Annotated in this window: 24 protein-coding genes and 2 pseudogenes; 22 read left to right on the top strand and 4 right to left on the bottom strand. The window is 74.5% G+C overall.

Going from position 1 to position 23,889, the window contains the following annotated elements; genetic code table 11:
• Nucleotides 1-7 precede the first annotated feature (7 nt).
• Nucleotides 8-1,480 (bottom strand): annotated as a pseudogene (locus tag ATJ88_RS09775) (FAD-dependent monooxygenase); the annotation flags it as partial.
• A gap of 49 nt (nucleotides 1,481-1,529) precedes the next feature.
• Nucleotides 1,530-3,302: an SLC13 family permease gene (locus ATJ88_RS09770; RefSeq protein ID WP_170023580.1), complete on the bottom strand. Its 1,773-nt coding sequence runs from the start codon at nucleotides 3,300-3,302 to the stop codon at nucleotides 1,530-1,532.
• Nucleotides 3,303-3,491: 189 nt separating this feature from the next.
• Here ATJ88_RS09770 and ATJ88_RS09765 point away from each other — a divergent pair, with 189 nt between their 5' ends.
• From ATJ88_RS09765 to aroB, 11 genes are all read left to right on the top strand, one after another.
• The gene (locus ATJ88_RS09765) at nucleotides 3,492-4,880 is read left to right on the top strand and encodes a replication-associated recombination protein A (RefSeq protein WP_098463666.1); all 1,389 of its coding nucleotides are present in this window, start codon (nucleotides 3,492-3,494) and stop codon (nucleotides 4,878-4,880) included.
• A gap of 240 nt (nucleotides 4,881-5,120) precedes the next feature.
• On the top strand, nucleotides 5,121-5,747 hold the full coding sequence (gene rpsD / locus ATJ88_RS09760) for a 30S ribosomal protein S4 (RefSeq protein ID WP_098463665.1): 627 nt from the start codon (nucleotides 5,121-5,123) through the stop codon (nucleotides 5,745-5,747).
• Between the two features lie 103 nt (nucleotides 5,748-5,850).
• Complete coding sequence (locus tag ATJ88_RS09755) at nucleotides 5,851-6,225, top strand: DUF948 domain-containing protein (protein WP_098463664.1); 375 nt, start codon at nucleotides 5,851-5,853, stop codon at nucleotides 6,223-6,225.
• Nucleotides 6,222-6,584 (top strand): hypothetical protein, encoded by a 363-nt coding sequence (locus ATJ88_RS09750; RefSeq protein WP_141538645.1) that lies wholly within the window; start codon nucleotides 6,222-6,224, stop codon nucleotides 6,582-6,584. Before ATJ88_RS09755 ends, ATJ88_RS09750 begins: the two co-directional genes overlap by 4 nt.
• 77 nt (nucleotides 6,585-6,661) lie before the next feature.
• The gene (gene alaS / locus ATJ88_RS09745; protein WP_098463662.1) at nucleotides 6,662-9,358 is read left to right on the top strand and encodes an alanine--tRNA ligase; all 2,697 of its coding nucleotides are present in this window, start codon (nucleotides 6,662-6,664) and stop codon (nucleotides 9,356-9,358) included.
• The gene (gene ruvX / locus ATJ88_RS09740; protein ID WP_098463661.1) at nucleotides 9,351-9,854 is read left to right on the top strand and encodes a Holliday junction resolvase RuvX; all 504 of its coding nucleotides are present in this window, start codon (nucleotides 9,351-9,353) and stop codon (nucleotides 9,852-9,854) included. Before alaS ends, ruvX begins: the two co-directional genes overlap by 8 nt.
• Before the next feature lie 37 nt (nucleotides 9,855-9,891).
• Nucleotides 9,892-11,046: an endolytic transglycosylase MltG gene (gene mltG, locus ATJ88_RS09735; protein WP_098463660.1), complete on the top strand. Its 1,155-nt coding sequence runs from the start codon at nucleotides 9,892-9,894 to the stop codon at nucleotides 11,044-11,046.
• A complete protein-coding gene (locus ATJ88_RS09730) occupies nucleotides 11,046-11,927 on the top strand; it encodes a shikimate dehydrogenase (RefSeq protein WP_098463659.1) in 882 nt (293 codons plus the stop codon). Before mltG ends, ATJ88_RS09730 begins: the two co-directional genes overlap by 1 nt.
• A 75-nt stretch (nucleotides 11,928-12,002) precedes the next feature.
• A complete protein-coding gene (aroC, locus tag ATJ88_RS09725; protein WP_098463658.1) occupies nucleotides 12,003-13,220 on the top strand; it encodes a chorismate synthase in 1,218 nt (405 codons plus the stop codon).
• Nucleotides 13,217-13,738 carry a shikimate kinase gene (locus ATJ88_RS09720; protein ID WP_098463657.1) on the top strand — a complete coding sequence of 174 codons (522 nt, stop codon included), beginning with the start codon at nucleotides 13,217-13,219 and terminating at the stop codon, nucleotides 13,736-13,738. The genes aroC and ATJ88_RS09720 overlap by 4 nt, the downstream gene beginning before the upstream one ends.
• Complete coding sequence (gene aroB / locus ATJ88_RS09715; protein ID WP_098463656.1) at nucleotides 13,735-14,877, top strand: 3-dehydroquinate synthase; 1,143 nt, start codon at nucleotides 13,735-13,737, stop codon at nucleotides 14,875-14,877. The genes ATJ88_RS09720 and aroB overlap by 4 nt, the downstream gene beginning before the upstream one ends.
• A 3-nt stretch (nucleotides 14,878-14,880) precedes the next feature.
• Here the strand turns inward: aroB and ATJ88_RS09710 are convergent, their stop codons facing one another.
• The gene (locus ATJ88_RS09710; protein ID WP_098463655.1) at nucleotides 14,881-15,669 is read right to left on the bottom strand and encodes a glycerophosphodiester phosphodiesterase family protein; all 789 of its coding nucleotides are present in this window, start codon (nucleotides 15,667-15,669) and stop codon (nucleotides 14,881-14,883) included.
• A complete protein-coding gene (locus ATJ88_RS09705) occupies nucleotides 15,666-16,646 on the bottom strand; it encodes an alpha/beta hydrolase (protein WP_245852310.1) in 981 nt (326 codons plus the stop codon). The genes ATJ88_RS09710 and ATJ88_RS09705 overlap by 4 nt, the downstream gene beginning before the upstream one ends.
• A 74-nt stretch (nucleotides 16,647-16,720) precedes the next feature.
• On the opposite strand from ATJ88_RS09705, the gene ATJ88_RS09700 reads away from it, so the two are divergent.
• The 11 genes and pseudogenes from ATJ88_RS09700 (at nucleotide 16,721) to nusB (ending at nucleotide 23,779) form a co-directional block, all read left to right on the top strand.
• The gene (locus ATJ88_RS09700; RefSeq protein ID WP_098463653.1) at nucleotides 16,721-17,608 is read left to right on the top strand and encodes an oxygenase MpaB family protein; all 888 of its coding nucleotides are present in this window, start codon (nucleotides 16,721-16,723) and stop codon (nucleotides 17,606-17,608) included.
• 70 nt (nucleotides 17,609-17,678) lie between these two features.
• Nucleotides 17,679-18,383, top strand: a pseudogene (locus ATJ88_RS19110) (MFS transporter); the annotation flags it as partial.
• Nucleotides 18,350-19,051, top strand: coding sequence for an MFS transporter (locus tag ATJ88_RS18770; RefSeq protein WP_281255262.1), 702 nt, complete (start codon nucleotides 18,350-18,352; stop codon nucleotides 19,049-19,051). The pseudogene ATJ88_RS19110 and the gene ATJ88_RS18770, both read left to right, overlap by 34 nt.
• A 61-nt stretch (nucleotides 19,052-19,112) precedes the next feature.
• Nucleotides 19,113-20,294, top strand: coding sequence for an inorganic phosphate transporter (locus ATJ88_RS09690; protein ID WP_098463652.1), 1,182 nt, complete (start codon nucleotides 19,113-19,115; stop codon nucleotides 20,292-20,294).
• Nucleotides 20,295-20,298: 4 nt separating this feature from the next.
• Nucleotides 20,299-20,550, top strand: coding sequence for a hypothetical protein (locus ATJ88_RS09685; protein WP_098463651.1), 252 nt, complete (start codon nucleotides 20,299-20,301; stop codon nucleotides 20,548-20,550).
• Nucleotides 20,551-20,641: 91 nt separating this feature from the next.
• Complete coding sequence (locus ATJ88_RS09680) at nucleotides 20,642-20,995, top strand: iron chaperone (protein WP_098463650.1); 354 nt, start codon at nucleotides 20,642-20,644, stop codon at nucleotides 20,993-20,995.
• Between the two features lie 71 nt (nucleotides 20,996-21,066).
• Entirely contained in the window at nucleotides 21,067-21,522 is a 456-nt protein-coding gene (locus ATJ88_RS09675; RefSeq protein ID WP_098463649.1) for a type II 3-dehydroquinate dehydratase, read from the top strand.
• A 60-nt stretch (nucleotides 21,523-21,582) separates the two neighbouring features.
• Nucleotides 21,583-22,332: a hypothetical protein gene (locus ATJ88_RS09670; protein WP_245852307.1), complete on the top strand. Its 750-nt coding sequence runs from the start codon at nucleotides 21,583-21,585 to the stop codon at nucleotides 22,330-22,332.
• Complete coding sequence (locus ATJ88_RS09665; RefSeq protein WP_098463648.1) at nucleotides 22,325-22,696, top strand: hypothetical protein; 372 nt, start codon at nucleotides 22,325-22,327, stop codon at nucleotides 22,694-22,696. The genes ATJ88_RS09670 and ATJ88_RS09665 overlap by 8 nt, the downstream gene beginning before the upstream one ends.
• A gap of 101 nt (nucleotides 22,697-22,797) precedes the next feature.
• Nucleotides 22,798-23,361 (top strand): elongation factor P, encoded by a 564-nt coding sequence (gene efp / locus ATJ88_RS09660; protein ID WP_098463647.1) that lies wholly within the window; start codon nucleotides 22,798-22,800, stop codon nucleotides 23,359-23,361.
• A 1-nt stretch (nucleotide 23,362) separates the two neighbouring features.
• Nucleotides 23,363-23,779, top strand: a complete 417-nt coding sequence (gene nusB, locus ATJ88_RS09655) for a transcription antitermination factor NusB (protein ID WP_098463646.1) — start codon at nucleotides 23,363-23,365, stop codon at nucleotides 23,777-23,779.
• Nucleotides 23,780-23,889: the final 110 nt, after the last annotated feature.

Here is a 23,889-nt window from a genome sequence, read left to right as displayed (position 1 = left end):
CCGCGGGTCAGCGTTCCCGACCCGACGCGTCCGTCCACGCCAGGTGGCCGTCGGGGCGCACGAGCAGGACGCTGCGCCGGTCGTCCGAGCGCCGCACCGTGACCCGGTCGGCGGCGTCCGTCTCCCCGGGGGTCAGGGGCGCCCGCGCCGGTGGGGCGGTCACGCCGTCGTGCTCGTCCCGCCGCGGCACGACGAGCACGAACCGGCCGGCGCGCAGGGCCTCGGCGAGACGCTCGCCGTGGGGGCCGGGCACGAGCGCGAGGTCGGGCACGCGCTGCCCCACCTGCGGGTGGGCCCCCGTGGGCGCGCGGTAGGAGATGCCGATGCCGGACACCAGCAGCGCCCCGCGGCGGCGCATCGGTGGGACGTGGGCGAGCGCGGTGGCGACGGCGCCCCGCGCGACGCGCCCGCGCCGGCCGCCCAGGGTCGCCAGGCGCAGGATGCCGCCCGAGGCCCGTACGACGGCCGCGCCGACCGGGTGGCGCTCGGCCTGGTACCCGTCGAGCACCGCGGCGTCGGCGCCCCGCAGGGTCGCGGCCAGCCGCCACGACAGGTTGGCGGCGTCCTGCAGGCCGGTGTTCATGCCCATGCCGCCCGCCGGGCTGTGCGCGTGGGCGGCGTCCCCCGCGAGCAGCACCCGTCCGGACCGGTAGTCGCGCACCTGGCGCTCGTCGGCGGCGAACCGGTCCCCGTACCGCAGGTCGTGCATGCCGTGGTCGTCGCCGAGCGTCGCCCGGGCGACGTCCCGGACCTCGTCGAGGGTGACGGGGTCGTCGAGGTCCCGTTCCCCGCGCCACCCGATGAACCGGTACCAGCCGTCCCCGAACGGCGCGAGGAAGCCCAGGTCGCCGTCCCGGGAGGCGACGGTCAGGACGTCCGGCGGAGGGCGGTCGAGCCGGACGTCGGCGAGGATCATGGCGCGGATCACCGTGCGACCCGGGAACGGCACGCCGAGCGCGTCGCGCACGGTCGACCGGACACCGTCGGTCCCCACGAGCCAGGCACCGGCGAGGGAGCGGGCGCCGTCCGGACCGGTCACGTCCACCCGGACGCCGCCCTCGTCCTGGGCGAGGCCGGTCACGCGATGGTCGTGCAGGAGCCGCGCCCCGGCGTCGAGCGCGCGGCGGCGCAGCAGACGCTCCACCTCGTACTGGGGGGTGACGAGCACGAGCGGGAACCGGCTGGGCAGCGCGTCCAGGGGGACCTCGGCGCCCTCGAAGACGCGCACCGCGCGGACGGGGGTTCCGGTCGGGACCAGCTCGTCGGCGAGCCCGCGGGCGTCCAGGACCTCCAGGGTGCGGGCGTGCACCGCGAAGGCGCGCGTGAGGTTGCTCAGCCCGGCGGGCCGCTTCTCCAGCACGGTCACCCGCACGCCGGCGCCGGCGAGGTCGCCGGCCAGCAGCAGGCCGGTGGGGCCCGCGCCCACCACCAGCACGTCGGTGTCGGGCGGTGCGTCGGCGGGACGGCTCACGCCGTCGACGGTACGCCGGACGCCCCGGCTCCCGCCACGTCTCGGGCAGGGCCCGGGGTCAGCCCGCGGGCCAGAGCACCGGCACGAGCAGGACGGTGATCGCCACCGCGACGACCGTGAACACCCAGCCGAACCGGGCGTAGTCGGTGAACCGGTAGCCGCCGGGGCCGTAGACCATCATGTTGGTCTGGTAGCCGATGGGGGACAGGAACGACGCCGACGCGGCCACGGCCACGGCGATGGCCGCGCCGCGCGGGTCCATCCCGGCCGCCCCCGCCGTCGTCACCGCGACCGGCAGCATGAGCAGCGCGGCGGCGTTGTTCGTGATGAGCTCGGTGAGCAGCACGGTGGCCAGCACCAGCCCCAGCAGGACGCCGTAGTGGCCGAAGTCGCCGAACGCGTCGACCAGCCCGCCGGCGACCAGCTCGGCGAGCCCGGACGCCTGCATCGCCGCCGCCAGCCCGAACGCCGACGCGATGACGACGATCACCTCGAGGTCGATGGCGCGACGCGCCTCCAGCGGGGTGAGGACCTTGGCACCCACCAGGACGATGGCGGCGACGAGGGAACCGCTGAGGATCGGCACGAGCCCGGTGGCGGCGAGCACGACGACGGCGAGCAGCAGCGTCACCGGCAGCCACGCGCGCGAGGCGGTGGTCGGCGCCTTGCCGTCGAGCTCGGCGACGAGCAGGAAGTCGGCCCGGTCGCGCCAGCGGGACTTGAAGTCCGGGTCGCTGACGAGCACGAGCGTGTCCCCGAGGCGGATGCGCTCGGTGCCGAGCGTCCCCTCGACCAGACGTCCCGACCGGTGGATCCCGAGCACCGCGGCCTGGTACATCGCGCGGAAGCCGACGTCCTTGAGCGTGCGTCCCACCAGCGGGGAGCGCGACCCCACGACCGCCTCGAAGTACCGCACCGAGGGCTCGCCCAGGTCCATCACGTGGTGCATCTCCGCCGAGCGCAGCCCCCGCATCTCCTGCAGGTCCACCACCCGCTCGATCGCGCCGACGAAGTGCAGCCGGTTGCCGCCGCGCAGCACCGTCTCCGGGCGGACCGGGGCGATGACGGTGTCACCGCGGTCGACGGACGCCAGGAACAGGCCCGACAGGTCGCGCAGGTTCGCCTCCTCGACCGTGCGACCGTCGATCGGCCCGCCGGGCTCCACGATCATCTCGACCGAGAACCGCCGGCCCTCCTCCTCGATCTCGGTGCGGACCGAACGCCGGCCCGGCAGCAGCACGGGCGCGAGGACGACCATGAGGACCAGCCCGACGAGCGCGATCGGCAGGCCGACCTTCCCGATCTCGAAGAAGCCCATCTCCTCCAGGCCGAGCGCGGACATCTGCCCGGAGACCACGAGGTTCGTGGACGTGCCGATCACCGTCAGCAGGCCGCCGAGGATCGCCGCGTACGAGACGGGCATGAGGAACTTCGACACCGACAGCCCGCGCCGCCGCGCCCACGAGGTCACCTCGGGGACGAGCATCGCCACGATCGGGGTGTTGTTGAGGAACGCCGACGCCGCCATCGTGGGCGTGAGGGTCCGCAGCAGCGGCAGGCGGTACGTCCCCCGGTCGCCGAGCGTGTTCTGCATCACCACCGACAGGGCGCCCGTCTTCTCGATGCCGGCCGCCAGCACGTAGAGCGCCGCGACGGTCAGCGGCGCGGAGTTGGAGAACCCGGAGAACGCCTCGTCGGGCGTGACGACCCCGGTCACCATGACGACGACCGCGCCACCGAACACGGTCACGGCCGGGGACACGCGGCCCCGCACGAGGACGGCCAGCACGGCCACGATCACGGCGAGCGTGATCCAGGCGTCGAGGGTCATGCGGGGTGCTCCCGTCATTCCGAGCGGTGAGGGCGGGTATCGGCCTGCGGGAGCAGGCGGTGGTGCGTCGCGAACGCTAGCAGCCGACGACCACGCCCCTCATCCCCGCCCGGCCCCGGCAGCCCGCCCCGGCCCCCGCCACCCCCACCGGCGCGCCACGACGTCGGACACCCGAACTAGGCTCGCCGCATGGACCTGTTCGACACCGCGACCACCGGCACGCACGGCACGCCGGTCACCGCGCGGGCCGGGGCCGGGGCCCCGCTGGCCGTGCGCATGCGGCCCGCCACCCTCGACGAGGTGACGGGACAGGGGCACCTCCTCGTCCCCGGCTCCCCGCTGCGCCGCCTCGTCGAGCCCGCCGACGACGCCGCCCGCCGCGCCGCCCCCGGGTCAGTCATCCTCTGGGGCCCGCCCGGCGTGGGCAAGACCACCCTCGCCTACCTCGTCGCCACCAGCGCCGGACGCCGCTTCGTCGAGCTGTCCGCCGTCACCGCGGGCGTCAAGGACGTACGCCAGGTCGTCGAGGACGCCCGCCGCCGCCTCGCCACCGGCGGCGAGGAGACCGTCCTGTTCATCGACGAGGTGCACCGGTTCTCCAAGACCCAGCAGGACGCCCTCCTGCCCAGCGTCGAGAACCGCTGGGTCACCCTCGTGGCCGCCACCACCGAGAACCCCTCGTTCTCCGTCAACTCGCCCCTGCTGTCCCGCTCCCTCCTGCTCACCCTGCGCCCCCTCGCGGCCGAGGACGTCCGCGGGCTCGTCGAGCGCGCCGTCGCCGACGGACGCGGGCTCGACGGCACCGTCGTGCTCGACGACGACGCCCTCGACCAGCTCGTCCGCATGGCCGGCGGCGACGCCCGCAAGGCCCTGACCGTCCTCGAGGCCGCCGCCGGCGCCGCCCTCGGCGACGCCCGCGAGTCCACCGACCCCGGCCCCGCCGTCGTCGACCTCGCCACCGTCGAGCGCGCCGTCGACGTCGCCGCCGTCCGCTACGACCGCGACGGCGACCAGCACTACGACGTCGTGTCCGCGTTCATCAAGTCGATCCGCGGCTCCGACGTCGACGCCGCCCTGCACTACCTCGCCCGCATGGTCGCCGCGGGGGAGGACCCGCGCTTCATCGCGCGCCGCCTGGTCATCTCCGCCGCGGAGGACGTCGGCATGGCGGACCCCTCCGCCCTCCAGACCGCCGTGGCCGCCGCCCAGGCGGTCCAGCTCATCGGCATGCCGGAGGGCCGCATCGTCCTCGCCGAGGCCGTCGTGCACCTCGCCACCGCACCCAAGTCCAACCGTGCCTACGCCGGGATCGGGGCGGCGCTCGCGGACGTGGCCGCGGGGCGGATCGGCACGGTGCCGGCCCACCTGCGCGACGCGCACTACCCGGGGGCGAAGCAGCTGGGCCACGGCGCGGGGTACGTGTACTCCCACGACGAGCCGCACGGCGTGGCCGCCCAGCAGTACCTGCCGGACGAGCTCGCCGGGCGCCGCTACTACGAGCCGACGGACCGCGGGTTCGAGCGTCAGGTCGCCGACCGGCTGGCGCGGGTCCGGGAGATCCTCGACGGCGACCGCTGAGCGCCGGGCGCGGCGCCGTGGCCGGGCGGGCGAGAGACGTCGGTCACGGCGCCCGGACCCGCACCGGCAGGCTGCTAGGATGTTCAGGTTGCCCTCACGGGCGACCGCCTGGGACCTCGGCCCTGCGAACCCCGTCCGGCATCCGCCGGGCACGGTTCCGTCGGCTGGTCCCGCACCCGACCTTCCCTCGGATCGTCTCGGGTGTGACCTTTTCCATCACGACAGGACAGGAAGACACGCATGACTGCTGTCACCAAGTCTCGCCGTCAGGTGCGCCTCAGCCGCAAGCTGGGCATCCCCCTGACCCCGAAGGCCGTGCGCCACTTCGAGAAGCGCCCGTACCCCCCGGGTGAGCACGGCCGCGCCCGCAAGCGCACCGAGTCGGACTACGCGGTCCGCCTCCGTGAGAAGCAGCGCCTGCGCGCCCAGTACATGCTGCGCGAGAAGCAGCTGCTCAAGGTCTACGAGAACGCCCGCAAGCACCCGGGTCTGACCGGTGAGGTCATGGTCGAGGACCTCGAGACCCGCCTCGACGCGCTCGTGCTCCGCGCCGGCTTCGGCCGCACGATCCTGCAGGCCCGCCAGGCCGTGACCCACCGTCACATCCTGGTGGACGGCAAGATCGTCGACCGTCCGTCGTTCCGCGTGAAGCCGGGCCAGACCATCCAGGTCAAGCCGAAGTCCCAGGCGACCACGCCGTTCCAGGTCGCCGCCGCCGGCGCGCACCGCGACGTGCTGCCGGAGCTCCCGGGCTACCTGGACGTCTCGCTCGAGAAGCTGTCGGCCACGCTGACCCGTGCGCCGAAGCGCGCCGAGGTCCCCGTGACCTGCGACGTCCAGCTGGTCGTCGAGTTCTACGCCCGCTGATCGCGTCCACGCGCGCAGCAGGCACGACGCCCCGTCCCCGCTCCGGGGACGGGGCGTCCGTCGTTGGATAGGGTGGCGACGCACCCGAGACGAGGAGATGAGAATGTCCGTTGGCGACGTGGCCGGTCTGGTGGCCGCCATCGCGTTCGTCCTGCTCGTCGGCTTCCTGGCCGTCCCGCTGATCAAGCTGGGTCGAGCCCTCGACGAGACCTCCCGGTCGATCCGCGAGCTCACCGAGCACTCCGTGCCGATCCTCGACGAGGCCGCCACCACCGTCGCCTCGACGAACGAGCAGCTCGTGAAGGTCGACGCCATCACGACCTCGGCGGCGCAGGTCAGCGAGAACGTGTCCGCCCTCGCCGGGCTGTACGCCTCCACGCTGGGGCGTCCGCTGGTCAAGGTCGCCTCGTTCTCCTACGGCGTCCGTGAGGGCTTCGCGAAGGCGTGGCGCTCGGCGTCGGCGAAGGACGCGCGGTGATCCGCCGCCTGTTCTGGGTCGGCGTCGGGGTGACCGTCACGGTGGTCGTCGTGACGAAGGGTCGTCGCGTGGTGGCCCGCTACACGCCCCAGGCGGTCGCGGACCGTGCCGAGGGGCTGGGCCGCGACGTGTCGCAGCGCTCCGCCTCGTTCCTGGCCACGTTCCGCCGCGAGTTCACCGTGGCGCGGGACGCCCGCGAGGCCGAGCTGGTCGCGGCGCTCCTGGCCGAGGGCCAGGCCCACCCCGACGACGTGCGGGCCGCCCGCGACGTCCACCCCAAGCACGCCGCCGGCACCCCGGCCGTCGACCCCGAGGCCGCCACGCGCGCCGACGAGGACGAGCTCGGCTACTCGTTCTGACCCCGGGTCCGGAGCACCCGCGCCGACGCGCGACAATGGTCCCAGGCCTGCCCTCCATCTCTCTCCCGAAGGACACCATGCGCACCGCCGACATCCGCCAGCGTTGGCTCGACTACTTCGCCTCGAAGGACCACCAGGTGGTCCCGAGCGTCTCCCTGGTCTCCCCGGACCCGTCGATCCTCTTCACGATCGCCGGCATGGTGCCCTTCATCCCGTACATCCTCGGGACGGAGCCGGCGCCGTGGCCGCGCGTGGCGAGCGTGCAGAAGTGCATCCGCACCAACGACATCGAGAACGTGGGCCGCACCACGCGGCACGGCACGTTCTTCCAGATGAACGGCAACTTCTCGTTCGGCGACTACTTCAAGGCCGGCGCGATCGACTTCGCCTGGGAGCTGCTGACCTCGGAGCAGGACAAGGGCGGCTACGGCCTCGACGGCGACCGCCTCTGGGTCACCCTGTGGAACGAGGACCACGAGTCCTACGACGCGCTGACGAAGACCATCGGCCTGGACCCGAAGCACATCGTGCGCCTGCCGCGCGAGGAGAACTTCTGGGACACGGGCCAGCCGGGCCCCGCCGGCCCCTGCGCGGAGTGGCACTACGACCGCGGCCCCGCCTACGGGCCGGAGGCAGAGGGCGGCACGGTCGACCCGGGCGGCGACCGCTACCTGGAGATCTGGAACCTCGTGTTCGACCAGTTCGTGCGCGGCGAGGGCCAGGGCAAGAACTACCCCCTGCTCGGCGAGCTCGACCAGAAGGCCATCGACACCGGTGCCGGCCTGGAGCGCATCGCGTACCTGCTGCAGGGCAAGGAGAACCTCTACGAGATCGACGAGGTCTACCCCGTCATCTCCACCGTCGAGGAGCTCACGGGCCGCCGCTACGGCGCGGACCCCGAGGACGACGTGCGCATGCGCGTCATCGCCGACCACGTGCGCTCGGCCCTCATGGTCATCGGTGACGGCGTCCGCCCGGCGAACGAGGGCCGCGGCTACGTGCTGCGCCGCCTCATCCGCCGCGCGGTCCGCGCCGTGCGGCTGCTGGGCGTCGAGGACGAGGCGCTGCCCCTGCTGCTGCCCGTGTCGAAGGACGCCATGAAGGCGTCGTACCCGGAGCTCGAGGCGAGCTTCGACACGATCAGCCAGGTCGCCTACGGCGAGGAGGACGCGTTCCGCCGCACCCTGACCGCCGGCACGACGATCCTCGACACCGCCGTGCAGCGGGTCAAGGCGTCCGCCGACGGCGGCACCGCCGTGCTGGGCGGCGCGGAGGCGTTCCAGCTCCACGACACCTACGGCTTCCCCATCGACCTCACGCTCGAGATGGCGGCCGAGCAGGGCGTCCAGGTGGACGAGAAGGCGTTCCGCGACCTCATGGCGGAGCAGAAGCGTCGCGCCCGCGCCGACGCGCTCGCCAAGAAGACCGGCCACGCCGACCTGCGCGCCTACGAGCACCTCCAGAAGGAGCTGACGACGCCCGTCGAGTTCCTCGGCTACGGCGACACCCGGGCCGCGGTGCACGTCGTCGGCCTCCTCGTCGACGGCACCCCCGCACCGGTGGTCTCGGCCCCCGCGGACGTCGAGGTCGTGCTCGACCGGACGCCGTTCTACGCGGAGGCGGGCGGCCAGCTCGCGGACCAGGGCACGATCGTGCTCGACGGCGGCGCCACGATCGAGGTGGACGACGTCCAGCGCCCGATCGCGGGCCTCACCGTCCACCGGGGTCGCCTGACGGACGGCACGGTCGCGGTCGGCGACCCCGGCACGGCCGCCATCGACACGAGCCGCCGTGTGGCGATCAGCCGCGCGCACTCCGCGACGCACATGATCCACAAGGCGCTGCACGAGCTCGTCGGCGAGGACCGCACGCAGGCCGGCTCGGAGAACGCCCCGAGCCGCATCCGGTTCGACTTCCGCTCCCCGGCGGCGGTGCCGGCCTCCGCGCTGAGCGAGATCGAGGAGCGCGTCAACACGCGCCTGACCGAGAACCTCGAGGTCACCGACGCGACGATGAACATCGCCAGGGCCCGCGAGCTGGGTGCCATGGCGCTGTTCGGCGAGAAGTACGGCGAGAACGTCCGCGTCGTGTCGATCGGCGGCGACTGGTCGCGCGAGCTCTGCGGCGGCACGCACGTCAAGGCCACCGGCGAGCTCGGCCGCGTCGCGCTGCTGGGCGAGTCGTCCATCGGCTCCGGCGTGCGACGGGTCGACGCGCTCGTCGGTGACGGCGCGTACGGCTTCCACGCGAAGGAGCACGCCCTGGTGGGCCAGCTCACGGGCCTGCTCAACACGCGACCCGACGAGCTCGCCGACCGCGTCGGCTCGCTCCTGGCGCGCCTGAAGGACACCGAGAAGGAGCTCGCGACCCTGCGCCAGGGCCAGCTGCTCGCGGTCGCCGCGACGCTCGCGACGGAGGCGCCGCGCGTGGGCGACGTCCGCGTCGTCACGCACGACGCCGGCGAGGTCGGCTCCGCCGACGACCTGCGCACCCTCGTGCTCGACGTGCGCGGCCGACTCGGCGAGTCCGACCCGGCCGTCGTCGCGGTCGCGGGCGCGTCCAACGGGCGTCCCCTGGTCGTCGTCGCGACGAACTCCGGCGCGCGCGACGCGGGCCTGCGCGCGGGCGACTTCGTCAAGGCCGCGGCCGCGACCCTCGGCGGCGGTGGCGGCGGCAAGCCGGACCTGGCCCAGGGCGGCGGCTCGGACGTCTCCGCCGTGCCTGCCGCGCTCGAGGGCGTGACGGCGCAGGTGAAGGCGGCCGTGGGTGCCTGACCTCCCGCGCGGGGCCCGGATCGGGGTCGACGTCGGCAAGGCCCGGATCGGGCTCGCCGGCTCCGACCCCGACGGGCTCGTGGCGACGCCCGTCGAGACGGTGCCGCGCGTGGCCGACGTCCCGCGCGGCGCCGACGGCGCGCCGTCCGTCACGGCGGACGTCGCCCGGATCGCGGCGGAGGTCTCCGACCGGTTCGCCGCCGTCGTCTACGTGGGGCTGCCGCGGCACCTGTCGGGCAACGAGGGTGCCGCGACCGCCGACGCCCGCGAGTTCGCGGGCCGGCTGGCCCGGGTGGTCGCGCCCGTGCCCGTGCACCTCGTCGACGAACGGATGACGACGGTGTCGGCCCACGCGAACCTCCGGGCGGCCGGAAAGCGGACATCCCGGCACCGGTCTGTCATCGACCAGGCAGCAGCCGTTATCATTCTGCAACACGCACTCGACGCGGAGCGGGTCTCGGGCGACCGGATCGGCGAGCTGGTCGAGACGCGCTGAGCCCGCGACACCCCGACGACCCGAAGGACTTCCAGGCGTGACGGACCTCTTCGAGCCCTCCACGATCCAGCGACAGGCACCGCCGACGTCGCGGGGGCGGTCTGCGGCCGGCAAGCGTGCCGCCCGTAAGCGCAAGCGTCGTCGACAGCAGCGTACGGCGGTCATCCTGGTCCTGCTCCTCGGCGGTCTCGGGATCGGCGGCTACCTCCTGCTCGACCGCATGGGATCCTCCCTCGCGGGCTTCGAGTGGCCCTGGGAGACGAAGGCCGAGGACTACCCCGGCCCGGGCGTCGACCCGGTGCAGGTCGAGATCCCCGAGGGTGCCACGGGCGCGATGATGGGCCAGGAGCTGGTCGACGCGGGCGTCGTGGCGAGCGTGGGCGCGTTCAACGAGGCGTTCGAGACCACGCCCGGGGCGTCCGGCATCCAGCCGGGCACGTACGAGCTCCTCACGCAGATGAGCGCGGCGGGTGCCGTGCAGCAGCTCGTCGCGAACGAGAAGATCGAGACGGTCGTGACGATCCCCGAGGGGTACACGGTCACCCAGGTGGTCGACAAGATCACGTCCGTGACCGACATCCCGCGCGAGGACCTCGAGGCCGCGCTGGACGCGCCGAAGCAGATCGGGCTCCCGAAGCAGGCCGGTGGGCTCGTCGAGGGCTGGCTGTTCCCCAAGACCTACACGGTCCAGCCCGGTGACACCGCGGTCGACCTGTTGTCGACGATGGTGGACCAGACGCGGACCGAGCTCGAGTCGCTCGGCATCGCGAAGGACGACTGGCAGGACACGATCATCAAGGCGTCGCTCGTCGAACGTGAGGCCAAGTACGCCCCGGACCGGCCCAAGATGGCGCGCGCGATCGAGAACCGTCTCGAGATCGGCCAGCGCCTCGAGATCGACGCGGCGGTCGCGTACGGCCTGGGCATCTCGGGCACCGAGCTGACCCGTGACGACACGCGCGACGCGAGCAACCCGTACAACACCTACCAGCACGGCGGCCTGCCCCCGGGCCCCATCGCGAACCCCGGTGCCGCGTCGGTGGAGGCGGTGGCCGACCCGGCCGACGGCGACTGGATCTTCTGGACCGCGGTCAACCTGGACACGGGCGAGACGAAGTTCGCGGAGACCTGGGCCGAGCACGAGCAGAACGTCTCGGAGCTCCGCGCCTGGCAGGCGGCGAACGGCTCCTGATGACGCCTCCCCGCCGCGCGGCGGTGCTCGGGCACCCGGTCGCGCACTCGCTGTCACCTGTCCTGCACACGGCCGCCTACGACGCCCTCGGGCTGGAGGGGTGGCAGTACACGGCGATCGACACCACCGTCGATCAGCTCCCCGCCCTGGTGCGGGGCCTCGACCTCGGCTGGGCGGGCCTGAGCGTGACGATGCCGCTCAAGCAGGCGGTCATGGACATCGTGGACCACGTCGACCCGCTGGCCGTGGCCGTCGGGGCGGTGAACACGGTGCTGGTGGGTCCCACGCGGTGCGGGGTGACGCTCACGGGCACCAACACGGACGTGTACGGCCTGGTGACGGCGATCCGGGAGGGCTTCGTGGCCCGGCACGGTTCACGGGACGTCACCGTGGCGGACGCCGTGGTGCTGGGCGGGGGAGCGACCGCCGCGTCCACGCTGGCGGCCCTCGGTGAGCTCGGCTGCACGAGCCCGCGCGTGCTGGTGCGGAGCCTCGCCCGGGCCGCGGCCCTGCAGGACGCGGCGGCGCGCATGGGCGTGACGCCCCGCTACGAGGTGCTCGACCTCGCCGCCACCCCCGCCGTGGTGACGGGCGCCGACGTCGTCGTCTCGACGATGCCGGCGTACGCCGCCGACCCCGTCGCGGACGCGCTGCGCGCCCGTGGCGCGCAGGCCTCCGGCGTCCTGCTCGACGTCGTCTACGACCCGCGTCCCACGGCCCTGTCCCGGGCGTACGAGGCGCTCGGCGGGACGGTCGTGGGCGGCGAGCGGATGCTGCTGCACCAGGCGGTCGAACAGGTGCGGCTGATGACCGGTCGTCCGGGCCCGGAGGCGGCGATGGACGCCGCGCTGCGGGGCGTCCTGGCCGCCGAGGCCGCCTGACGGGACGCCGTCGGCCGTCGTCCGGCATCCGGCCACCGGCCGGGGCGCGGCCGCGGGCGTGAAAGAATCACGACCATGCTGCGCTGGTTGACCTCGGGAGAGTCGCACGGTCAGGCCCTCGTGGGCGTCATGGAAGGGCTGCCCGCGGGCGTCGAGCTGGTGACGGCCGACATCCAGGACGCCCTCGCGCGCCGCCGTCTCGGCTACGGCCGCGGTGCGCGCATGAAGTTCGAGAAGGACGCGGTGCGCGTCCTCGGCGGTCTGCGCCACGGTGTGACGCAGGGCGGCCCGCTCGCCATCGAGGTGGGCAACACCGAGTGGCCGAAGTGGACCGACGTCATGTCCGCCGACCCGGTGCCGCGCGAGGCGCTGCTGGTCGACGCCGGCACGGGCGACGAGCGCGAGATCGCCCGGAACCGTCCCCTCACGCGTCCCCGCCCCGGGCACGCGGACCTGGTGGGCATGCGCAAGTACGGGTTCGACGACGCGCGGCCGGTGCTGGAGCGGGCGAGCGCCCGCGAGACCGCGACGCGCGTCGCCCTCGGCACGGCGGCCGCGAAGTTCCTCGAGCAGGCCGCGGGCATCCGGCTGGTGAGCCACGTGACGTCGATCGGCCCCGTCGAGGTGCCCGAGGGTGCCGACCTGCCGACGCCGGACGACCTGGCGGCGCTCGACGCGGACCCGGTGCGCTGCTTCCACGGCCCGTCCAGCGAGGCGATGGTCGCGGAGATCGACGCCTGCCACAAGGACGGCGACACCCTGGGCGGCGTCGTCGAGGTGCTCGCGTACGGCGTGCCGACCGGGCTGGGCACGTACGTGCACGGCGACCGCCGCCTCGACGCCCGCCTGGCCGGGGCCCTCATGGGCATCCAGGCGATCAAGGGCGTCGCGGTGGGCGACGGGTTCCGCACGGCGCAGCGGCGCGGCTCGGCGGCCCACGACGAGATCGAGCGGGACGCCGACGGCCGGATCCGTCGCCGCACCAACCGTGCGGGCGGCATCGAGGGCGGCATGTCCAACGGCGAGGTCCTGCGGGTCTCCGCCGCGATGAAGCCGATCTCGACGGTGCCGCGCGCGCTCGCGACGGTCGACGTCGCCACGGGCGAGGCGGTGACGGCCCACCACCAGCGCTCCGACGTGTGCGCGGTGCCGCCGGCCGCGGTCGTGGCGGAGGCGATGGTCGCGCTCGAGCTCGCGCAGGCGGTGCTGGAGAAGTTCGGAGGCGACTCGGTGGCCGAGGTGCGCCGCAACGTCGAGTCGTACCTGGCCGCGATCCCCGAGCTGCAGCGATGACCGCGCCGCGGGTCGTCCTCATGGGCCCGCCCGGCAGCGGCAAGACGACGGTGGGCCGGATCCTGGCCCGCCGTCTGGACGGCGGCTTCCGGGACACCGACGCGGACGTCGAGCAGGTCGCGGGCAAGTCCGTGGCCGACGTCTTCGTCGACGACGGCGAGCCCCGGTTCCGCGAGCTGGAGCGGGCGGCGGTCGCCACCGCGCTGACCGAGCACGACGGCGTCCTCGCCCTCGGCGGCGGGGCCGTCATGGACGCCTCCACGCAGGACGCCCTGGCGGCGTACGCGGGAGCGGGCGGCGTGGTGGTGTTCCTCGACGTGTCGCTCGCGCACGCCGCACCGCGTGTCGGCTTCAACCAGGCCCGGCCGCTGCTGGTCGGCAACCCCCGGGCGCGTTGGGCCGAGCTCATGCAGGCCCGCCGCCCCACCTACGAGCGGCTCGCGACCGTGCACGTGACGTCGGACGGCGTCACCGCCGACGACGTGGCCGCCGCGATCCTCAAGGAGATCCCCGCATGACCGTCCGCGTCACCGTGACCGGCGACCAGCCCTACGACGTCGTCATCGGCCGGCACCTGCTCGGCGAGCTGCCCGGGCTGCTCGGCCGGGACGTGCGCCGCGTGCTCGTCATGCACCCGGCGTCGCTGTCCAGCACGGGCGAGGCGGTCCGCGAGGACCTCGTCGCGCAGGGCTACGAGGCGTTCGCGGTCGAGCTGCCGGACGCGGAGGAGCAGAAGACCGCCCAGGTGGCGGCGTTCTGCTGGCAGGTCCTCGGGCAGGCGGACTTCACGCGGTCCGACGCGATCGTGGCGGTCGGCGGCGGCGCGACGACGGACCTCGCCGGGTTCGTCGCGGCGACGTGGCTGCGCGGCATCAAGGTCGTGCACGTGCCCACGACCCTGCTGGCGATGGTCGACGCGGCCGTCGGCGGCAAGACGGGCATCAACACGGCCGAGGGCAAGAACCTCGTCGGGGCGTTCCACCCGCCGGCGGGGGTGCTGTGCGACCTGGCGGCCCTGGAGTCCCTCGACCGGTGGGACCTCGTGGCGGGCATGGCCGAGGTGGTCAAGACCGGCTTCATCGCCGACGAGCGCATCCTGGAGCTCGTCACCGAGCACGCGGACGCGATCCGCGGCTGGGCCGGCGCGGACGCCACCGACGAGACGTGGGCGGTGCTGGCCGAGCTCATCGAGCGATCCGTGCGGGTCAAGGCGCGCGTCGTGGGGGAGGACCTCACGGAGCAGGGCCTGCGCGAGATCCTCAACTACGGGCACACGCTCGGGCACGCCATCGAGCTCGTGGAGCGCTACCAGCTCCGCCACGGGTCCGCCGTCGCGGTCGGCATGGTGTTCGCCGCCGAGCTCGGGCGGCTCGCCGGGAAGCTGGACGACGCCGTCGTGGACCGGCACCGGGAGATCCTCACCGCCGTCGGCCTGCCCACCACCTACCGCGGGGACCGCTGGGACCAGCTCATGGCTGCGATGCGGCGCGACAAGAAGGCCCGCGGGGACCTGCTGCGGTTCGTCGTCCTGGACGACGTCGCCAAGCCCGTCCGGCTGGAGGGCCCCGACCCGACGCTGCTCGCCGCGGCCTACGCGGAGATCTCCAAGGAGCCCCCGACGGGCCGCCCCGGCGTCACCGTCCAGCTCGGCCTCTGAGCCTCACCACTGCCCGCGGGCCCGCAGCACGCCGCGCAGCAGGTCCGCGCGGTCGGTGACGATCCCGTCGACGCCGAGGTCGAGCAGGCGGCGCATCTCGGCGGGGTCGTCGACCGTCCAGACGTGCACGTGCCGCCCGGCCCGGTGCGCGGCGGCCACGGTGCGCGCGTCGACCACGGTGAGGCCCTGGGCGACCGGCACCTGCAGGGCGTCCACCCGGCGCAGGGCGAGGCGCACCAGCGGGTCGACGCGCAGGCGGGCGCCCGCGAGGAAGCCCAGCACCTCTCTGCGGCCCGCGCTGGTCGCCACGGGCCGCGACAGGCGCGACAGGGTCGCGCGTCGGCGGCCCACGTCGAACGACGTCACGCACACGCGGTCGTGGGCTGCCGTCGCCTCGATCGCGTCGGCGACGGGCGCGACGCCCGAGTCGCCCTTGACGTCGACGTTCACCCGCAGGTCCGGCCACGCGCCCAGGAGGTCGTCGAGACGCGGCACCGGCTCGGTGCCGCCGATCCGGGCGCGCCGCACGACGTCCCACGGCAGGTCCGCGACCAGGCCCGCACCGTCGGTGGTCCGGTCGAGCGACGCGTCGTGCAGCGCGACCGCGACCCCGTCGGCCGTGCCGTGCGCGTCCGTCTCGACGTACCGGTAGCCCAGGTCCACGGCCGCGGCGAACGCCGCCATCGAGTTCTCCAGGTTCTCCCGCCCGTGGGAGAACCCGCGGTGCGCGAGCGCCACGGGGCCGTCGGCACGGAAGTACGGGTGCGGCGCCCGCCGCTCCCGGGCGCTCATCGCGCGCCGGCCAGGGACCGGTCCAGGAACTCCGTCACCCCGGTCAGGTACTCGGTGCGGGGCCCGTCCGCGGACAGCGTGAGGTCGTGCACGCCGCCGTCCACGACGAGCTGGGTCACGTCCGCCCCGAGCCGGGGCGCGAGGTGCCCGATCCGCACGGTGTCCAGCACGGTGTCCTGCGCGTCCAGCCGCGGGTTGTCCGCCCGGTCCGGCCCCGACTCCGCGGTGCGCCCCACCAGTACCGGGCAGGCGATCCCCAGGCCCCGCGCCACGCGCAGCTGCCCCTGCCGCACGGTGCGCAGCCACGCCGCCCGCGCGGGCTGGCCCTCGGGCCGCTTGAGCCGCGTGTCGAAGTCCCACCGGCCGCCGTTGCTCACGTGCTGGTAGGTCGCGTAGACCGACGGGTGCGTGCTCACCACCGCCAGGGGGCGGGTGCGCCCCAGGACCTCCAGCAGCCCCGTGCGCACCGTCCGCGCCAGCCACGAGCCGTCCAGGTCGAGGAACGGCGAGTCCAGCACCAGGGCGTCCGGGCCGTCGCCGCCGCGGGCGTGCGCCCACGTCGCCGCGGTGAGGCCGCCCGTGGAGTGGGCGTGCACCGCCAGCGGCACCCCCGGGTGCGCGGCCCGGACGGCGGCCACCGCGGCGTCCAGGTCCGCCCAGAACTCCGGCAGCGACGCCGTCCAGTGCGCCGGCCACTCGTCCGGCGCGCGCAGCACCGACCGGCCCGCCCGGCGCAGGTCCACCGCCCAGCAGGCGAACCCGGCGTCGGCGAGGGCGTCCACCAGGTGCGTCTGGAAGAAGTAGTCGTTGTAGCCGTGCAGGTGCAGCACGACGCCCCGCGGATCGTCCGGCTCCCGCTCCGGGCGCACCAGCGTCGCCGGACCCACCGGCGCCGCGAGGTAGCCGGGCAGCAGCACGTCCGCCTCCCAGCGCGGCGGTGCGAGGGACGTCCGGCCAGGTCGTGCAGGTGCGCTCACCCGCACACGGTACGACGACCGGTCGCGCACGGCCCGCGCTCGACGCACCACGGACGCGGCGGCATGCTGGGCGCATGAACCGCACGCCCGCCGCCACCGGCCCGCTCCGCCGCCGGGCCGGCCGCCTCGTCTTCGAGCAGGTCTCCGGCGGCGCCGAGGGCAGGGCCCGTCGCGAACGCATCCACGGCACGCCCGGCCCCCGCTGGTTCGCCCCCGACTCCGCGGTCGCGCGCGTGCACGGGGACGCCGCGATGTTCGTCGGCGGGCTGCGCGCCCTGCTGCTGCAGTCCCTGCACCCGCTCGCCGTCGCCGCCATCGCCGACCACTCCGACTACCGCGACGACCCCTGGGGGCGCCTCGGCCGCACCAGCACGTTCCTCGCCGAGACGACGTTCGCGACGGTCGACGACGCCCAGCGGGCCGTGGACGTCGTCCGGGCCGTGCACGTCCGCGTCCGGGGGACCGCCCCCGACGGCACCCCGTACGCCGCCGACGACCCCGAGCTGCTCGACTGGGTCCACGTCGCCGAGGTCGACAGCTTCCTGCTCACCCACCAGCGGCACGGCGCCCGCCCCCTCGACGGGCCGGGCTGCGACGCCTACCTCGCCCAGACCGCCACCGTCGCGGCCCGCCTCGGCGTCCTCGACCCGCCCCGGGACCGGGCCGCCCTGCGCGCCGCCCTCGACCGGCACCGCCCCGCCCTGGCCCGCACCCCCGCCTCCGACGACATCGCCCGCTTCCTGCTCACCGAGCCGCCGCTGCCGTGGGCGGTGCGCGGGTTCTACGCGCTCCTCGCCGGGGCCGCCTGGTCGTCGCTGCCCGCCGACGCCCGCCGCCTCGTGCCCGCACCCCGCCACCTGCGCCTGCCCGGCGCCGTCGCCCGCCAGGGAGGACAGGTCGCCACCCGCGCGATCCGGTGGGCGCTCGCGGGCGACCCGCCGCCCCCGACGCCCCCGTCCTGACGCGCGGCCCTCACGACGCGACACCCGGGGTCTACCCGCCGTGCACCCGCGTGGTGCAGACTCTGCCGACATGAGCGACGCCACGCCGACGATGCCGTCCGGCCACGCCACCCACCCGATCGACGCGCTGCCGGCGGGGGAGCGTCGCCGCCGCGTCTGGTCGTGGGCGCTGTGGGACTGGGCCACGCAGCCGTTCAACACGGTCGTCCTCACGTTCGTCTTCACCGCGCTGTACCTCACCACCGACGAGTTCCTGGACCCGGCCGTCGCGGCCCTGCCCGACACCGACCCCGTCCACGAGCGCGCCCTGGCCGGGCTCACCAGCGGCCTCGGCCTCTGGATCACCGTCGGCGGGATCCTCGTCGCCGTGCTGGCCCCCGTCCTCGGCCGCCGCGCCGACGTCGCCGGACGCCGCAAGGCCTGGGTCGCCGGCGGCACCCTCCTGCTCGTCGCCGCGATGTTCGGCCTCGGGTTCGTCCGCGCCGACCCCGCCTACTTCGTGCTCGGCGCCGCGCTCGTCTCCCTCGGCAGCGTCGCCTCCGAGATCGCCGGCGTGAACTACAACGCCATGCTCACCCAGGTGTCCTCCCCGGCGACCTTCGGCCGCGTCTCCGGCCTCGGCTGGGGGATGGGGTACATCGGCGGCATCGTCGCCCTCCTGCTCGTCGTCGCCGTCACCTCACTCGACTTCTTCGGGATGAGCACCGACGACGGCATGGGCTTCCGCCTCATCGCCGTCGGCTGCGCCGTCTGGGCCCTCGCCTTCGCCTGGCCCCTGTTCCGCTGGTCCCCGAGGCGCCGCCCGCCCCCGACCGCGCCCGCGTCGGGTTCTTCGCGGGCTACGTCCAGCTCGTCCGCGACGTCGCCCACCTCTACCGCACCTCCCGCACCACCTTCTGGTTCCTCGCCGCCAGCGCCGTCTACCGCGACGGGCTCGCCGGCGTCTTCACCTTCGGCGCCATCGTCGCCGCCGTCTCCTACCGCTTCACCGACGACGAGGTCCTCCTCTTCGGCGCCCTCGCCAACCTCCTCGCCGGCATCAGCACCATCCTCGCCGGACGCCTCGACGACCGCCTCGGCGCTCGCTCCGTCATCCTGTGGTCGCTCGCCGCCCTCGTCGTGTGCATCCTCGCCGTCGTCGTCCTGCTGCCCGTCGGCAAGCCCGTCTTCTGGGTCGCCGGACTCGCCCTCACCCTCTTCGTCGGGCCCGCCCAGTCCGCCTCCCGCTCCTTCCTCGTGCGCGTCACCCCGCCCGGCCACGAGTCCGAGATCTTCGGCCTCTACGCCACCACCGGCCGCGCCGTCTCCTTCCTCACCCCCGCGCTGTGGACCGTCATCATCGCCCTCACCGGCGCCACCATCTGGGGCGCTCTCGGCATCGCCGTCGTCCTGCTCGCCGGCCTCGTCCTCATGCTCGTCGTCACCGACCCCACCGAGCGGTGACGTCCACCACGAACCCTCGCCCCCAGGAGCGGACCCGGCCGCCGTGTGCTGATACTGGCGGGTGACCGAGCTCGTGCTGCTGGTGGTGGTGGTGCTCACCGCGCTCGCCTTCGACTTCACCAACGGCTTCCACGACACCGCCAACGCCATGGCGACCTCCATCGCCACCCGGGCGCTCAAGCCCCGCACCGCGGTGGCGCTCGCGGCCGTGCTCAACCTCGTCGGCGCGTTCCTGTCCGTGCAGGTCGCGCTCACCGTCACCAACGACGTCCTGCGCATCCAGGGCGAGGACGGCGCGCCCGTCCCTGGCCTCATGGGCACCCCGATCCTGGAGATCCTCCTCGCGGGACTGGTCGGCGCCATCCTGTGGAACCTCGCCACCTGGTACCTCGGCCTGCCCTCCAGCTCGTCGCACGCCATGTTCGGCGGCCTCATCGGCGCCGCCCTGGTCGCCGTCGGCGTGAGCGGGGTGCAGTGGGTCGGCGTGCTGGAGGACGTCGTCATCCCCGCCCTCGTCGCGCCGTTCGTCGCGATGCTCGTGGCCGCCCTCGGCATCTGGTGCGTCCTGCGGCTGACGGCGCGCGTCCCCGGACGCGCGCAGGAGCGGGGCTTCCGGTGGGGGCAGATCGGCACCGCGTCCCTCGTCGCGCTGTCCCACGGCACCAACGACGCCCAGAAGACCATGGGCCTGATCACCCTGGCCCTCATCGGGTACGGCTCCTGGACGGACCTCGACGCCGTCCCGACCTGGGTCAAGCTCTCCTGCGCCCTCGCGATCGCCACCGGCACCTACGTCGGCGGCTGGCGCGTCATCCGCACCATGGGCAAGGGTCTCGTCGAGCTCTCCCCGCCGCAGGGGATGGCCGCCGAGGCGTCCTCGGCCGCCATCGTCCTCACCTCCTCCCAGCTCGGCATGGCGCTGTCCACCACCCACGTCGCGACCGGCTCCATCCTCGGCACCGGCCTGGGCAGCGGCGGCGTGGTCCGCTGGGCCCTCGCACGCCGCATGGCCGCCGCCTGGATCATCACCCTGCCCGCGTCCGCCGCGGTCGGCGCCGTGTGCTGGCTGCTCCTCACGGCCGTCGGCGGGGTCGCCGGCCCGCTCGTCCTCGTCGCCGTGCTGATCGCGCTGTCCACCCTGCTGTGGCTGCGCGCCCAGCGCGAGAAGGTCGACCTCACCAACGTCACGGAGGACTGGGACGGCGAGCTCGCCCCGGCCTCCGCGCGGCACCCGGAGGAGTGACGTCGTGGACCTGCTGCGCGACACCCTCGACGCGATCTGGCGCGTCACCCTCGGCGGCCTCGTGGTGGGGGTCGGCGCCCCGACCCTGTTCGCCGCGGGCATGGCGGCGCTCGGCCGCGGCCGCCGCGTGTCCGAGGACGGCACCGTGTGGACCACGCCGCCCACCACCTCCGGCCGGCTGCTCGCGGGGACCTGCTTCGCGCTCGTCGCCACGCTCGTCGTCGGGGGCCTGGCCCTCATCGTCACCGGCGGCTGACCGCGCCGCACGGCATGCGGCACCGCGGGGCGGCGCCGGACGCGGCGCCGCTCGCGGCGCGCGCCCCGGGGTCCCGGGGCACGATGAGGCGATGGGAGACGTCACCGACTACGTCACGGCCCTCACGGGCGCCGACCACGACCTCGTCGCCGGGGTGTACGCCCGTGCCCGGGAGCTCGTCCCCGACGCCACCGAGGGCCGCAGCTACGGCATGCCCGCGCTGCGCTACCGGGAACGACCGCTCGTCAGCGCTATGGCCACCGCGAAGCACGTCGGGGTGTACCCGTTCAGCCCCGCCGTCATCGAGCAGGCGGCGGACGCGCTCGCCGGGCTGCGCACCACCAAGGGCTCGGTGTCGCTCGACCGGGCGGCCCCGCTGCCGGTGGACGTCGTGGACCGGCTCGTGGCCGCGCGCCGCGACGAGATCGACGCCGCCGAGGGCTGACCCGGCAGGGGAGCGTCCACGCGTCGACCCGGCGGGGTCGCGCGCCGACGGAGTGGCTAGGCTCACGTGCCATGGCGCACGCACCCCACGTCCTCGTCCTCAACGGTCCCAACCTGGGCCGGCTCGGTGTCCGCGAGCCGGAGATCTACGGGCACGCCTCCCTGACCGACCTCGCCCGGGAGGCGGCGGTGTGGGGCGACGGGCTCGGCCTGACCGTCGACGTCCGCCAGACCGACGACGAGTCGCAGCTCGTGGGCTGGCTCCACGAGGCGGTGGACGTGCGTGCGCACGTCGTGCTCAACCCGGCAGCCTTCACCCACTACAGCTACGCGCTGCGGGACGCGGCCGCGCAGGTGACGACGTCGGGCCTGCTGCTGGTGGAGGTCCACCTGTCCAACCCCGCGGCACGGGAGTCGTTCCGGCACTACTCGGTGGTCGCGGGCATCGCGACGGGCACCGTCGCGGGCTTCGGGTTCGACTCGTACCGGCTCGCGCTGCACGCCGTGGCGCACAAGCTCTCCGCCTAGACCAGCGCCGATCAGGTCCCTGACCTTGATAGGTAATGATCAAGGCTCTAGGGTGAAGCCATGATCGTCGTGACGGCCGACCAGCAGGACAGCACCCGACGCGGTGACCTGGTCCCGCAGGTGCTCGCGCTGCTCGACGCCCGCACCCGAACGGACGGCGCGCCCGACCCCGGGCTCGTCCTGCCGTTCGAGCGCACCGTCGGGGACGAGGTCCAGGGGGTCCTCGCCGGCGACGACGCCGGCGCCCGACTCGGCGTCGACGTCGTCGCGGCGCTGCTGCGCGCCGGCGGGTGGTCGGTCGGGGTGGGCGTGGGCGACGTCACCCGCCCGCTGCCCGACCACTCGCGTGCGGCCTCCGGCCCCGCGTTCGTGCGGGCGCGGACCGCCGTCGAGGACGCGCGCCGGCGGGGCAACGCCGTCCCGGTGACGGTCGTCGGGGACGACGCCGAGCCCGGCGCGACGGTCGCCGCGGACTGCCGGGCGCTCCTGCGGCTGCTGGGCGCCGTGGCCGCCCGCCGCTCGGACGCCGGGTGGGAGGCGGTCGACGGCCTCGGCGCCGCCGCCGGCGAGGCGGCGCCCCAGCGCGCCGTCGCCCGCACGCTCGGCATCAGCGAGCAGGCCGTCAGCCAGCGGCTCCGCACCGCGCTGTGGTCCGAGGAGCAGGCGGCGCACCCGCTGGCGCGTCGCCTGCTGCGGGCGGCCGACGCGGCCGCCACCGCCTCCGACCGTGGCGGTGCGGGCGAGGACGGGCCACCATGGGCCGCGACGGGACGCGGCGACGACGAGGACGAGGGAGCCACGGATGGGTGAGGTGTGGGCGGCGGCGGGGATCGGCCTCGCGGCGCTGGGCGTGGGCGTGGGCGGCGGGACGTGGGTGGTGCCGCTGGTGCTGCGGCACGCGGAGGCGGAGGCGCAGGCGCGCGCCGAGGCCCTGGCGGTCCTCGGCAACGGCGCCTGGATCGGCCTGCTGGAGCGCCTGGCCATCACCGGGACGATCCTGGCCGGCTACCCCGAGGGGGTCGCCGTGGTCGTGGCGGTCAAGGCGCTGGGGCGCCTGCCCGAGCTGCGCGAGCACCCCGTGGCGGGGGAGCGGTTCGTCGTGGGATCGCTCGCGTCGCTCGTCTGGGCGGCCGCCGCGGGGCTCGGGGGGCACGCGCTCCTCGACGCCCTGTAGAATGTGCGGGCCGTTCGTGGCGCCGGGCCGACCCCTCCGGGAGGGCCCCGCACCGGACGAGCCCCATCCGACACCGAGACCTGCCGAGGACTGACTACCACGTGGCAACCTCCAACGACATCAAGAACGGCACCGTGCTGCGCATCGACGGCCAGCTCTGGAGCATCCTCGAGTTCCAGCACGTGAAGCCGGGCAAGGGTGGCGCGTTCGTCCGCACGAAGATGAAGAACGTGCTGTCGGGCAAGGTCGTCGACAAGACGTTCAACGCGGGCGCCAAGATCGAGACCGCCAGCGTCGACCGTCGCGACTTCCAGTACCTGTACATGGACGGCGACGACTACGTCTTCATGGACACGGACACCTACGACCAGATCAACGTCGCCGCGGGCACCGTCGGCGACGCGAAGAACTACATGCTCGAGGGCATGAGCGTCATGGTCGCGCAGAACGACGGCACCCCGCTGTACGTCGAGCTGCCCGCCTCGGTGGTCCTGGAGATCACCTACACCGAGCCCGGCCTGCAGGGCGACCGCTCCACCGGCGGCACCAAGCCCGCCACGCTGGAGACCGGCGCCCAGATCCAGGTCCCGCTGTTCCTCGAGCAGGGCACGAAGGTCAAGGTCGACACGCGTGACGGGTCGTACCTGGGCCGCGTGAACGACTGAGGTGGGCGCACGCACGAAGGCCCGCAAGCGCGCCGCCGACATCCTCTTCGAGGCGGAGCAGCGCGAGATCGACCCGTTGGTCCTCCTGCAGGACCGCGTGATCGAGCCGCACACCGAGGCGGCCGTCCCGCAGTACACCGTCGACCTCGTCGAGGGTGTGGTCGCCCACCGCGAGCGCATCGACGAGCTGCTCGAGACGTACTCGCGGGAGTGGACGCTCGCCCGCATGCCCGCGGTCGACCGTGCGCTGCTGCGCGTGGGCGCCTTCGAGCTCCTCTACAACGACGAGGTCCCGGACGCCGTCGCGGTGGACGAGGCGGTCGACCTGGCCCGCGAGCTGTCCACGGACGACTCGCCGGGCTTCGTCAACGGCCTGCTGGGCCGGCTGCTCGACGTCAAGCCGACGCTGCTGGACTGAGGTCGGGCCGCCCCGAGAGGCGGGGCCCGACACCGGTGTGACCAAGCCGACGCCCGCATGGCGGGCGTCGGCTTCGTCGTCCCCGGGCGACGGGTTAAGGTGGCGAACGA

This window comes from Isoptericola jiangsuensis, from assembly GCF_002563715.1.
Lineage (GTDB): Bacteria > Actinomycetota > Actinomycetes > Actinomycetales > Cellulomonadaceae > Isoptericola > Isoptericola jiangsuensis.
Note: the sequence above shows the minus strand (reverse complement) of the source record. Positions and strands in the feature narration are given on the sequence as shown.